Here is a 12,261-nt window from a genome sequence, read left to right as displayed (position 1 = left end):
CCCGTGCAAGACCCCACCAACGCCGACCCGCGCTATACCCGCGCGGCCGTGCGCGAACTGCTGGCCCCGGCGCTGGACCAGCGCTGGCCCGGCTGGCAGGCGCGGCTGGCCGCCCACGCCCGCCATATGGCCGAGGTGGCCGATATCGTCGAAGGGGTGGCGCAAGCCGACCTGGCCGCCTTGCAGCCGGAAGCGGATTTGTCTGGTTTTGCGCTGGCTCCGTGGCGCGGCCTGCCGCTCGCCCGCCAGGCGCAGGTATTGCGCTATTGGCTGCGTACCCAGGGCGCGCGCATGCCCACCGAGGCCAGGCTGGCCGATTTGTTGCGCCAGTTGCGCCAATTGCACAGCCTGGGGCACGACCGCCAGATGGCCGTCGCGCATGGCCCGCACCTGATCCGTTGCCACCGTGGAAGGGTCTGGATCGAGCCGCGCGGGTGAGCCCCGGCCCCCGAAACGCGGCGCGCTTCCCGCATGAATGACCGGGCTTGCGGGGGCGTATCACGGCGGGCCCCTGCGCAAAATTTCACCGCGCGTTAAAATGCCAAGCTTTGCCTGCCCGCTTGGGCGGGTTCCAGCCAGAGTACGAGATGTCCCTGATCGTTCACAAGTATGGCGGTACCTCGATGGGCTCGGTCGAGCGCATCCGCAATGTGGCGCGTCGCGTCGCGAAGTGGCACGCCGCCGGCCACAAGGTAGTGGTGGTGCCGTCGGCCATGGCCGGCGAAACCAATCGCTTGCTGGGCCTGGCGCGCGAAATTTCGCCCCAGCCCGATGCCCGCGAACTCGACATGATCGCCGCCACCGGCGAACAGGCCAGCAGCGGGCTGCTGGCGGTGGCCTTGCAGGCCGAAGGCGTGTCGGCCCGCAGCTATACCGGCTGGCAGGTTCCGGTGCGCACCGATTCGTCGTTCAACAAGGCACGCATCACGTCCATCGACGACGCGCGCATCCGCGCCGACCTGGACGCGGGCAAGGTGGTGGTGGTTACCGGGTTTCAGGGCATCGACCCCGACGGCCACATCACCACGCTGGGCCGCGGCGGTTCCGACACCTCGGCCGTGGCCGTGGCGGCCGCGCTGGGCGCCGACGAATGCCTCATCTACACCGACGTCGATGGCGTCTACACCACCGACCCGCGCGTGGTGCCCGCAGCGCGCCGCATGGCCGTGATTTCCTTCGAGGAAATGCTGGAAATGGCCTCGCTCGGTTCCAAGGTGCTGCAGATCCGCTCGGTTGAATTCGCCGGCAAATACCGCGTTCCCACGCGCGTGCTGTCCTCGCTGACCGACCCGCTCATTCCGCTCGAAGAAGAAATGTCTTCGGGCACGCTGATTACTTTTGAGGAAGACGAAAAAATGGAAGCCGCCGTTGTGTCCGGCATCGCCTTCAGCCGCGACGAAGCCAAAATTACCCTGTTGGCCGTGCCGGACAAGCCCGGCATCGCCTCGTCCATCCTGGGCCCGGTTGCCGCCGGCAACATCGATGTCGACATGATCGTGCAGAACCAGTCCGTGGCCGGCGCCACCGACTTTTCCTTCACGGTCAATCGCAACGAATTCCAGCGCACCGTCGAGCTGCTCAAGCGCGAAGTGGTGCCGGCCGTGCAGGCCCGCGAACTGATCACCGACGACAAGGTCGCCAAGGTGTCCATCGTGGGCATCGGCATGCGCTCGCACGTGGGCGTGGCCAGCCTGATGTTCCAGACCCTGTCCCAGGAAGGCATCAACATCCAGATGATCAGCACCAGCGAAATCAAGACCTCGGTCATCATCGACGACAAGTACATGGAACTGGCCGTGCGCGCCCTGCACAAGGCGTTCGGCCTGGACCAGGCGCCCGGCGAGAAGGCCTGATCCGCCGCGGCTTTCCGGCCCGCGAGCCATGCGCGGGCCCGGAAAATCGTGCTAGAATCCCGAATTCTTCGGAGACGTGCCCGAGAGGCTGAAGGGGCTCCCCTGCTAAGGGAGTATGTGGCTAAAAACTGCATCGTGGGTTCGAATCCCACCGTCTCCGCCAGAAGCACCCCCAGGGTGCAGGGTCAAAGAAAAACCCGCACAGCGCAAGCTTTGCGGGTTTTTTGTTGTCTCACGTCGCACCACATTTGCCCGGCGCTGCCCACTGGATGGTTGGTATGTTTCAACCTTCGCCACGTAAAGGGGGAAAAGCACCAACAACAGAGGGCTGCTTATTGTCTGCATTGGGGGTGTCCACAGGCAGCTTGGCATGCCGCCTGTGCGGATGCGAAGTTGTCGATAAGGTTGCATGAGTACACGCGCGCGAACTCGACCATTGCTGTTCGGCATGTCGATGTTCTATAGCTGATCGGAATTCTGCTGGAAACCCCGCTGGGGCAGGTTACCGTGACGCTCTCTGATGTAGCCCGAGCGGTGGCCATCCTCTCCGCGTTTTCTTTGGTGACTGCGGGATGATACGAACCTTGCGATGATGGCCCTGCTGGCTCAGAAGCGACCGAGGATAGTGCACCCGTCTTTCCGCCAGTCAGCACATCGGCAGCAAACGCGCTGCCGATGTGCGCGGTATCGCTACCCGACAGGCCGGCTTGGCTCAATGCTGCGGCTCCCAGCCCTAAGGCGAGCACCTGCCCGAAGGACAACGCGGTCGCTTCTTTGCCTGCGTGCGCTTGCCGGAATGCCCTGACCTGATCGTCGTATCGGCGGGCGAATTCATCTAGGTAGGCTGCGTCCGCTGGTGTAAATGCCGGCAGGCTCCGGGCGTTGGCATCGGTAGAATAAATTCCTGTGGCCTGCTCTCCATCGGCAGCTGTGCGAGTACCCGCGAAGAAATAACGGCCGGCCTCGGCAAGTACCCAATCTTCTTCATAGTAGCTGTACGTCTTGTGATCGCGGTGGAAATAATGGAAGCGCCCCGCGTACCGCACTTTATCGATCTGCTCGTATGTGCCTTCGGCCAATGCCCAATAGCGGTTCCCGCTGTAGGGATTAGTCACCTGCGTGAACGTTCCGGTATAGACCCCAGTGGTGAAATAAGCGGCGCCCTTGCCCATTCCCCCGCCCGTGGGCTGAATCTCTGCTTTTCGATACTCCAACCGAGGCCCGCTTGCGTGGTTTTCGGCCGCCGATTGCAGTGTTTGCTGCGCCTCGGCACCTAACTGAATGCCGCCCGAAGCGTCGAGATAATTGCTTCCGGTGCTCGGCTGCGCCAATACGGCTGTCGCAGCACACCAGGAGACCAGCCACGCCACTACGAATAAACGTTGCCGGCTTGGCGGACTGCTGCCATCCATTCTTGAACAGGCCGGGGCGGGGTTCAATTCGGGCATTGGCTGCTCAGCGTTGCGGTGCCGTCTTGAAAGCATATGCGGGCATCCCCGCCGCCGGCCTGTCCAGGGGAATACACCAGCGGTCCGTGTGGGACACCATTGCGCAGCACGTAACGAAGCTTATGCGTGCCACCAAAATACTCGTCGTAAGCCACACGTCCATCCGGCAGGACAGTGCGAGTAAGCGTGTGGTTCTCCAAAACATCGACCCCTTCGCCCACAATAGGTTCTGTCTCAAAGGCTACACCTGGTCCATGCTCGATACCATCTTGATACTGACCGTAATCGAAGACCGTAGTGTAGGTATAGTGTTCAGAGCCAGGGGTGGGCCTGGGGGAGCCCGGCACGACCCGTGCAAGAGCCTGCTCCATATGCATCAGTCTGCCATCCACCATGCGCGCGTCCCAATTGCGTTGCCGCGAGTAGCGTACGCATTCACCGGTACGCTGGCCCTCCTTATAGCGGCAGTTCTCACGTGCCGTGACTTCATGCACTTTGTATGCTTGCGGATCATTAGCCTGCTTCAGTACATAGACATACTGCATCAGGATCTGTGCTGGGCCCGCAAGCGCGCCTGCGGTGCAGGTGCCACTGAGTACGCCAATGTGTACCGCGTCGACGGCTTGGCCGGCATAACCCATTCCATGCTTATCCATGTGGTCGGCCCAATCCGGGGCGCGTTCTTGTATTGGCGGGCGGAAAGACGAAGCCGCCAACGTGCGCGCAGCCTTGAGTGACACTTCGCACGACGGTACCGCTGGCATTGACCCCAGAAATATTTCTGGCGCCTTGTCGAACTCCGCCTTGTCGGCCAGATAGCGAGCGCGGTAGGCGTTCAGTGCTGGATCGGTGAATACAGGAGGGAACCCCGCGTACTGAGCATGTAACCGCTGCTGGGTTTCGGTATGCGATAGGGCGCCGGCGCAGCCAGTCAAGGCCGTTGCCATCCCGAGACTCCCCATCATCATGCGTATGGCGCGCAACATATTATCGTCTCGCTCATTATTATTCTGCTGCTAACACGAAAAATGCTAGAAGAGAATACCACGGCTCAGTATCGCTCTGATCCGTTCTCTTTAGCGCCGGTGGAATGCATTTCACGAGGCTCCAGCCGTGCAGTGCACAATGACGGCCGGTGATTGGGATGGCATGAGCATGGCCGCCCGCTAAATGTGTCGGATTCGAAGCCTGCGCTGGCCGGTCCGGCGCGGGCGCCGGCCAGCGGCGTAAATCGCCGTGTGCGCGTGAAGTATTTTTGTCATGTCCGCGTTTCACACTGAACCTGTTTCCGGGAGCCGTCCATGAAACGCATCCCGGCTTTACTTCTTGCCGCGGCAATGGCAGTACACGCCGCGCCGGCTCTGGCCCAGGTCGAAGGCGCTTTCGACATGGGTGTGCTGGGCATGAACGGCGCCATTGATCATGTCACCAAGTCCGAGGCGGCCCGCGCGCGGGGAAAGCGGCCCGCGCCAGCGCCCAGCCAGGCGGTCTCGCGCAGCCTGAGTAGGCAGATCAGCGGGGACGGCGCTACCGGCGCGATTGCGTCCCCGGCGGCGGGTTACCGGCCCAGCCGTGCTGTCCGGGAAAACATCGCCACGATCATGGCGGATGCTGCCGAGCAGAGAAAACCGGGCACCGATGCGCTGCGCCAACAGTTTGCCGAAATGCTGATCGTCCAGGGCATCATCATGGCGGGGGTGCATGAGGCGGCCGTGCGCGGCAACGACACGGTGGCCGTGCAGCGCTACGCGGCGATGGCGGGCATGAAACTTGCCGATGGCTGTCATCGGCCGGGTGATCCCTGGCCGCCTCAACAGGCAAAGGCAAGCCATGGCGACACGAACCATATGGAAGGGCGCGATTTCGTTCGGGCTGGTGCATATCCCCGTGGGATTGCATACCGCCACCACGGATTCGGGGGTGGATTTCGACTGGCTGGACAAGCGCACCATGGACCCGGTGGGATACAAGCGCATCAATAAGCGCACCGGCAAGGAAATCGACCGCGACAACATCGTCAAGGGGGTGGAATACGAAGACGGCAAGTACGTCATCATCACGCCCGACGAGATCGAGGATGCCTATCCCCGCACCACCCAGACCATCGAGATACAGCGCTTCGTGGACGCCGCCGAGGTGTCGTTCGTGTATCTGGAACGCCCATACTATGTCGAGCCCATTAATCGCGGCCACAAGGTGTATGCGCTGCTGCGCGACACCCTGGCCAAGGCCGGCAAGGTCGGTATCGCCAAGGTCGTGATCCAGACCAAGCAGCACCTGGCGGCCCTGATTCCATCTGGCGACGCGCTGGTGTTGAACCTGATGCGCTGGGGCGGACAGGTCAAGTCCATGGATGGCCTGGACCTGCCGTCGTCGCGCGCCAAGAATATGGCCCCCAGCGCCAATGAACTGAAGATGGCGCGCGCCCTGGTGGACGACATGTCGGGCGAATGGGACCCGGATGAGTTCCAGGATGAATTCCGCAACACCGTGATGAAGTTGGTGGAAAAGAAGGCGCGGGCCGGCAAGGGCAAGACGGTGATCGAGCCGCAGGAAGAAGCCCCCGAATATGCCGATAACGTCATCGACCTGACTGAACTGCTGCAGCGCAGCCTGAAAGGGGCAAGCCGCAAAACGGGCAGGCAGGCCGGCAAAGCCAGCGCCAAATCGGCCCGGAAGGCGGCGCCACGCAAGGCCGCTGCGAAGAAAGCGGCCGCCAGGAAAGCCGCCAAGTCGGGCGGCCACGCGCGCAAGGCGGCATGAACATGGCCGATACCCTGACAAAGTACCGCGCGAAACGCGACTTCACGCGCACCCCGGAACCCGCCGAGGGCGGCCGCACTGGCAGCGTCGCCCGAGCCTTCGTCATCCAGAAGCATTGGGCCCGCCGCCTGCATTACGATTTCAGGCTGGAACTGGACGGCGCCATGAAAAGCTGGGCCGTGCCCAAGGGGCCCAGCTACGACCCCGCCGTCAAGCGCATGGCCGTGCAGGTGGAAGACCACCCCATCGCCTATAACCAGTTCGAAGGACAGATTCCCGAAGGCCAGTACGGCGCCGGCAAGGTGATCATCTGGGATGAAGGCCATTGGGAACCGGTGGGCGACCCGCGCAAGGGCTATCGGGCCGGCCACTTGAAGTTCGACCTGCACGGCGTGAAGATGCGGGGCCGCTGGGCGTTGATACGCATGAAGGGCAAGGAAAGCGACAGGCAGCCCCCCTGGCTGCTGATCAAAGACCGCGACGATCTCGCGCGCGATGACGAGGAATTCTCGGTGGTGGACGAAATGCCCGACAGCGTCGTTCCGCGGCGCAAGGCGGCCAAGGCTTCCAAGGCAGGCGCCAAGGCCGCGAAGAAGTCCGCCGCGGCTTCGGCCGGCGGCGGCGACATTCCCGGCAAGGCCGCGGAATTGCCCCGCAAGCTGCAGCCCCAGCTGGCGACCCTGGTGGACGGCGTGCCGGGCAACCCCAAGGACTGGCTGTACGAACTGAAGTACGACGGCTATCGCACCCTTGCCCGCCTGGAGGCGGGCAAGGCCAGGCTGTACACCCGTAATGGCAATGACTGGAGCGCCAAGCTGCCGCATGTAGTCGCGGCCCTGGAGAAACTGGACGTGCCGTCGGCATGGCTGGACGGTGAGATCGTGGTGCTGGCCGATGACGGCACGCCCAGTTTCCAGGCCCTGCAGAATGCCTTCGAGGGCGACCGCACCGGGCGCATTCTTTACTACGTGTTCGACATGCCCTATGTGGCGGGCCGCGATATTCGTGCCGAGCCCGTGCAGTCGCGCCGCCAGTGGCTGGGCCAGTTGGTGGCGGCGCACGCCAGGCAATTGAAGGACGTGGTGCGCTATAGCGATGCCTTCGAGGCGGCGCCCGGGCGGTTGGTGGAATCGGCCTGCAAGATGGGTCTGGAAGGCATCATCGGCAAGCGCCTGGGTTCGCACTACGTGACGCGGCGGTCGGACAGCTGGATCAAGCTGAAGTGCGCGCAGCGCCAGGAGTTCGTGATCGTGGGCTATACCTCGCCCAAGGGTGCACGTGCCGGATTCGGTGCGCTGCTGCTGGCGGTGCATGGGCCAGACGGCGAATTGCGCTATGCCGGCAAGGTGGGCACGGGTTTCGACACGCAGGGCCTGGCCGCCTTGGCCACCCAATTGAAAGCGCTGGCGGCGGACCGCAGCCCGCTGGCCAGCACCGCCAAGGCTCCTCGTGGCGCGCACTGGGTGAAGCCCCAGTTGGTCGCCGAAGTGTCGTTCGGGCAGTGGACGGATTCCGGCCATATCCGGCACGCGTCGTTCCGGGGTTTGCGCACCGACAAGCCCGCCCGGGACATCGAGCGGGAGACCCCGGTGCCGGCCGAACGGGTGGGCAAGGGCGCCGCCGGAAGCTCGAAGAGCGCCAAGATCGCCAAGAGCGCGACGGCAGCCAAGACCACCAAGACCACCAAGAGCGCCGTGCGCGGCACCCGGCTGACCCATCCCGACCGCGTCATCGACCCCAGCACCGGCCTGACCAAGCTGGACCTGGCGCGCTATTACGGCCTGGTGGCGCCGCTGCTGCTGACGCACTTGAAGGGGCGGCCCGTGTCATTCGTGCGGGCGCCGGCCGGCATCGGCAGCGAACTGTTTTTCCAGAAGCATCCCGACACCGGCAGCATGCCGGGCGTGCGCGCGCTGCCGCGCAGCCTGTACCCGGATCATCCGGCCCTGGCGGAAGTGGCCACCCTGGAAGGCATCATGTCGTCCGCCCAGATGAACGTGGTGGAATTCCATACCTGGAATGCGCAGAAAACCGCCATCGACAAACCCGACCGCATGCTGTTCGACCTGGACCCGGGTGAAGGCGTGAAGTGGCCCGCCATGCAGCAGGCCGCCGAGCTGGTGCGTGTGCTGCTGCGGGAAATCGGCCTGGAAGGCTGGCTGAAAACTAGCGGCGGCAAGGGCCTGCACGTGGTGGTGCCGCTGCGCAGGCAGCACGGCTGGGACACGGTGAAGGGTTTTTCGCAAGCCATTGTGCGCCATCTGGCCCAGACGGTGCCGCAATTGTTCGTGGCCAAGAGCGGGCCGAAGAACCGCGTGGGCAAGATCTTCGCCGATTATCTGCGCAACGGCTTCGGCGCGACGACGGTCGCCGCGTGGTCGGCGCGGGCGCGGCCCGGCATGGGCGTGTCGGTGCCCCTGTCATGGGACGAACTGGGTGACATCCGCAGCAGCGATCAATGGACGGTATCGAATATCCAGGCCCGACTGGACGTGGCCGATACCCCGTGGGACGGCTACCGGCCGCAGGCCATCGGGCCGGCGATGAAGGCGCTGGACTACCGCCCCGATGGGTCCGCCAAGGCGGACAAGTAGCGCCAGGCCGGGCTGCCGTGCCCGCGCCTTCAGCGCGACACCACGGCCAGCGAGAAACCGTCCCAGCCCTTGCAGCCCACGGTCTGGATGGCGGTGGCCGTCAGGCGCAAGTCGTGCCCCAGGGTTTCAAGAAAGCGCCGAGCGCCGTGCACGTCGGGCTGGCCGGCCGCGGCCGGGTCGGCGATGCGGCCGGCGCGGATGATGTTGTCGCCCACGATGGCGGTGCCATCGCGCGACAGGGCCATGGACAGGGCCAGGTATTGAGGGTTGTGGGCCTTGTCCGCATCCAGGAATATCAGGTCGAACGGGGCCGTGTCCTCGTCCACCAGGCGCTGCAGGGTCTGGCACGCGTCGCCGACCACGATGTCGGTGCAGTCCGCCAGTCCGGCGGCCGCCAGGTTCTGGCGGGCCACCCGGGCGTAGGCGGCATCGCGTTCCAGCGACACCAGCCGGCCACCCGGCGGCAGGGCGCGCGCCAGCCAGATCGTGCTGTAGCCGCCCAGCGTGCCGATTTCCAGAATGCGCCGGGCACGCACCATTTGTGCAAAAATCTGCAATAGCCGGCCCTGGTTTGGCGCTACTTCATGGGCCGGCAGGCCGGCCTGGCGCGCCTGTTCCCGTGCGTGGTCCAGCGCCGCGTCGTTCAAGTGCAGCACTTGTTCAAAGTAGCTATCTACGGCATTCCATTCGCGAGAGTCCATATGCATGCCTGGTTCATCAGGGTTACGGTGCATGGAATGCTACGCTTGGCGGGGGCTGCGCGATATCGAGTTATTCTGCTTCATACGTCAGTTTTTTTAACATATACCGCATGCGCTCCCTGCCTCCTTTGTCCGCGTTGAAGGCTTTCGAAGCCATTGCCCGCACGGGGTCGGTGACCGCCGCCGCGCAAGAACTGCATCGCACCCACGGCGCGGTCAGCCGGCAACTGCGCATGCTGCAAGAGCACGCGGGCGTGGCGCTGTTCGACAGGCAGGGCAACGGCCTGCGCCTGAACGAGCACGGCGCGGCATTGCAGGGCCTGGTGCGCCCGTTGTTCGACCAGCTGGAAGCAGGGTATGCCGGCATCGTCCAGCACGCGCGGCATCCCGGGGTGCACGTGGCCTGCAGCGCCACCTTTGCTATGCGCTGCCTGGTGCCGCGACTGGGCGATTTCTACCGGCAACACCCCGATATCCGCATTCGCCTTTCCATGACCTCGGCCCGCGAATTGCGCGGCGAAGGCGCCGACCTGCTCATCGCCTGGGACCTGGCCGCCTATGCGCAGGCAGACCAGGCTTCGGCTATCTGGCTGGCGCCGGTGGAATTCGGTCCGGTGCGCGCGCCGGACTATCCGGCCGCCGGCGCGGGGCGGATGCGCATCGGCCACGATTTCATGGCCAGCGGCTGGACGCAGTGGCGCCACTTGACCGGTATCGACCTGAAACTGCGGCGCGAGATCACGTTTCCCCATACTCATCTTTGCATCGAGGCGGCGGTGTCCGGCCTGGGGGTGGCGCTGGTGGAACAGCGGCTGGTGCGCAAAGAACTGGAAGAAGGCGTCCTGGTGGCGCCGCACGGGTTCACGGCGTTTCCGGGCGGGCTGATGGCCTTGCCGGCCGCCCATCGCAAGGTGGGCCCCCAGGCGCTGGCATTCACCGAGTGGCTGCGCAATGCCCTGCGGGTAGCCTGATTTCCGGAAGGCGGCGGAACCATTTGCCGAAACCCTGGAAAGAATGCTATAGTCTTTGTCTTTACAGCGCCCGTAGCTCAGTTGGATAGAGTACTTGGCTACGAACCAAGGGGTCGTGGGTTCGAATCCTGCCGGGCGCGCCAGAACAAGCCTGTTTGCTCAGGCAAGCTGTAATTGAATGGGCCCGATGCCACGCGCATCGGGCCCATTTTCTTTGTCCGGCAGTCGTCGTCGGCTAGCCGCGCATGGCCGCCGCGACGCGGGCCTGGCCTTCGGGGCCCCATATGGCCGCCACGTCGTATTCGTCTTCGAACGCCGGCACGCCTGGGGCCAGGGGCACCCAGGGCTGCCTGCTGGCCGTGTAGCACGATACCGTGGGCGGCAACTGTTCGGGCCGATCCAGCGTGCCCGCCAATACCAGCGCGATGTCCGGGCCCAGCAGGCGGTGGTGCGTCCATAGTGCCACCAGGCAATGCGGGCAGCGCAATACGGTTTGCCCATCGGGATGCGTGGACGCCGTGTGCACCGGCATGGGTTGGCCCGCGCCCAGCAGTTGCACGTGGGCGGATTCGACCATGGCGTTGTAGCCATAGGCCGACCCGCTCATGCGCTGGCAGTAGCGGCAATGGCAGGCATGCACGGCGATGGGTTGGCGGGTAATGCGGTAGCGCACCTGGCCGCAGGCGCAGCCGCCATCCAGCGCGAACTCGCTGGCGCCGTTCATGCGTCCACGACCGGTACAAAGCCGCCGAAGATCATGCGCTTGCCGTCGAAGGGCATGGTTTCGCCCATGTTTTTCATGCGTGGATCGGTCATCATTTTCTGGTTGGCGGCGTCGCGCACTTCTTTCGATGGGTATTCGAACCACGAGAACACCACCACTTCATCGTCTTTGGCTTTTACCGCGCCGCGGAAGTCGGTAACCGTGCCGTCCGGGATATCATCGCCCCAGCATTCCACCACGCGGGTGGCGCCGAATTCCTTGAATATCGACAGCGCGGCGGTAGCGTGCTTGATATAGGCTTCCTTGTTGGCGGCGGGCACCGCGGCGACAAAACCTTCTACGTACTTCATCTTGATTCTCCTTTTCGGGGAAGAGGCGGGGCGAGCACCCGCTGGTGGTGAAGCGTGGGTTTGACTAAAGTTGATATCAACATAATAATCCGGCCATGTCAAAGAAAATTCCGTACGGCACCACTATCGAGGTTCGCGATACCTGCCTGTGCCTGCACATGCAGCGCGCGGCGCGCGCGTTGGCGCGCCGCTTCGACGACGCGCTGCGGCCGGTGGGGCTGACGAACGGACAGTTTTCCCTGCTGATGTCGCTGAACCGCCCTGAACCGCCCACGCTGGCGCCGGTGGCGCGCTTGCTGGCCATGGACCGCACCACCCTGACGGCGGCGTTGAAGCCGCTGGAACGGCAGGGGCTGGTCCGCGTGCAGGTAAGCCCCACCGACCGCCGCAACCGCTTGCTGGTACTGACACCGCAGGGCCATGCGGCCCTGGCGGCCGCCTTGCCCATCTGGCGCGAGACGCACGCGGCGGTCGAGGCCGAGCTTCCCGGGCCGGGTGCGGCCGCCTTGCGGGAAGGCCTGCGCGCGCTGGGGTAGGGCTGCCTGGCGGCGTCAAAGAAACCCGATCCAGCGTCCCGCCACAATGGCGGCCAGCCATAAACCGAGCGACAGGGCGGCATGGCCGCGCACGCGCGCCGATACCGGCGCGCCGGCCAGCAGATTGCGCCAGTGCCGGCTGCTTCGCAGCCACAGGGCGTTGACGATACCCAGTGCCACCAGCGCCAGCTTGGCCTGGAAGGCGGTATTGCCCAGGTATTGGCCGGGTTGCACCGAGAACAGCCAGAAACCGGTCAGTACGGCGGCGCCCAGCCCGCCCGCCGCCAGGCGGGCCAGCCAGGGGGCAACGACCGCCAGCGG

Annotated in this window: 12 protein-coding genes, 2 tRNA genes and 1 pseudogene; 9 read left to right on the top strand and 6 right to left on the bottom strand. The window is 64.6% G+C overall.

The genetic code is table 11. The features are described from left to right. The 3 genes from LPZ50_RS14275 to LPZ50_RS14265 form a co-directional block, all read left to right on the top strand. A partial coding sequence (locus LPZ50_RS14275) for a TilS substrate-binding domain-containing protein (RefSeq protein ID WP_230662132.1) occupies positions 1-438 on the top strand: 438 nt, incomplete at its 5' end. Between the two features lie 149 nt (positions 439-587). Beyond that, positions 588-1,853 (top strand): aspartate kinase, encoded by a 1,266-nt coding sequence (locus LPZ50_RS14270; RefSeq protein WP_230662131.1) that lies wholly within the window; start codon positions 588-590, stop codon positions 1,851-1,853. 70 nt (positions 1,854-1,923) lie between these two features. Then, positions 1,924-2,016: transfer RNA gene (locus LPZ50_RS14265), tRNA-Ser, on the top strand. A gap of 169 nt (positions 2,017-2,185) precedes the next feature. Here the strand turns inward: LPZ50_RS14265 and LPZ50_RS14260 are convergent. Both LPZ50_RS14260 and LPZ50_RS14255 read right to left on the bottom strand, forming a co-directional pair. Continuing rightward, entirely contained in the window at positions 2,186-3,301 is a 1,116-nt protein-coding gene (locus LPZ50_RS14260; RefSeq protein ID WP_230662130.1) for a hypothetical protein, read from the bottom strand. Then, positions 3,289-4,287: a hypothetical protein gene (locus LPZ50_RS14255; RefSeq protein ID WP_230662129.1), complete on the bottom strand. Its 999-nt coding sequence runs from the start codon at positions 4,285-4,287 to the stop codon at positions 3,289-3,291. Before LPZ50_RS14255 ends, LPZ50_RS14260 begins: the two co-directional genes overlap by 13 nt. A gap of 315 nt (positions 4,288-4,602) precedes the next feature. Between LPZ50_RS14255 and LPZ50_RS14250 the strand changes: the two genes are divergently transcribed. The 3 genes from LPZ50_RS14250 to ligD are packed head-to-tail and all read left to right on the top strand — an operon-like array spanning position 4,603 to position 8,658. Beyond that, positions 4,603-5,283, top strand: coding sequence for a hypothetical protein (locus LPZ50_RS14250; protein WP_230662128.1), 681 nt, complete (start codon positions 4,603-4,605; stop codon positions 5,281-5,283). After that, complete coding sequence (locus LPZ50_RS14245; protein ID WP_230662127.1) at positions 5,189-6,064, top strand: Ku protein; 876 nt, start codon at positions 5,189-5,191, stop codon at positions 6,062-6,064. Before LPZ50_RS14250 ends, LPZ50_RS14245 begins: the two co-directional genes overlap by 95 nt. A 2-nt stretch (positions 6,065-6,066) precedes the next feature. Continuing rightward, positions 6,067-8,658, top strand: coding sequence for a DNA ligase D (ligD, locus tag LPZ50_RS14240; protein WP_230662126.1), 2,592 nt, complete (start codon positions 6,067-6,069; stop codon positions 8,656-8,658). A 29-nt stretch (positions 8,659-8,687) separates the two neighbouring features. Here the strand turns inward: ligD and LPZ50_RS14235 are convergent, their stop codons facing one another. Further along, a complete protein-coding gene (locus LPZ50_RS14235; protein WP_230662133.1) occupies positions 8,688-9,359 on the bottom strand; it encodes an O-methyltransferase in 672 nt (223 codons plus the stop codon). A gap of 110 nt (positions 9,360-9,469) precedes the next feature. Between LPZ50_RS14235 and LPZ50_RS14230 the strand changes: the two genes are divergently transcribed. Further along, positions 9,470-10,330 (top strand): LysR substrate-binding domain-containing protein, encoded by an 861-nt coding sequence (locus LPZ50_RS14230; protein ID WP_230662125.1) that lies wholly within the window; start codon positions 9,470-9,472, stop codon positions 10,328-10,330. Between the two features lie 66 nt (positions 10,331-10,396). Next, positions 10,397-10,473: transfer RNA gene (locus LPZ50_RS14225), tRNA-Arg, on the top strand. 92 nt (positions 10,474-10,565) lie between these two features. On the opposite strand, the gene LPZ50_RS14220 is transcribed toward LPZ50_RS14225, so the two are convergent. Together LPZ50_RS14220 and LPZ50_RS14215 are read right to left on the bottom strand one after the other, a co-directional pair. Then, entirely contained in the window at positions 10,566-11,054 is a 489-nt protein-coding gene (locus tag LPZ50_RS14220) for a GFA family protein (RefSeq protein ID WP_230662124.1), read from the bottom strand. Then, on the bottom strand, positions 11,051-11,404 hold the full coding sequence (locus tag LPZ50_RS14215; RefSeq protein WP_230662123.1) for a DUF1428 domain-containing protein: 354 nt from the start codon (positions 11,402-11,404) through the stop codon (positions 11,051-11,053). Before LPZ50_RS14215 ends, LPZ50_RS14220 begins: the two co-directional genes overlap by 4 nt. Positions 11,405-11,499: 95 nt before the next feature. On the opposite strand from LPZ50_RS14215, the gene LPZ50_RS14210 reads away from it, so the two are divergent. Further along, positions 11,500-11,940 carry a MarR family winged helix-turn-helix transcriptional regulator gene (locus LPZ50_RS14210; RefSeq protein ID WP_230662122.1) on the top strand — a complete coding sequence of 147 codons (441 nt, stop codon included), beginning with the start codon at positions 11,500-11,502 and terminating at the stop codon, positions 11,938-11,940. Between the two features lie 15 nt (positions 11,941-11,955). On the opposite strand, the pseudogene LPZ50_RS14205 reads toward LPZ50_RS14210, so the two are convergent. After that, positions 11,956-12,261, bottom strand: a pseudogene (locus LPZ50_RS14205) (DUF2214 domain-containing protein); the annotation flags it as partial.

The organism is Bordetella petrii (assembly GCF_020991325.1).
GTDB classification, from domain to species: domain Bacteria; phylum Pseudomonadota; class Gammaproteobacteria; order Burkholderiales; family Burkholderiaceae_B; genus Bordetella_A; species Bordetella_A petrii_E.
This window is presented reverse-complemented; position numbering and strand designations above follow the sequence as displayed.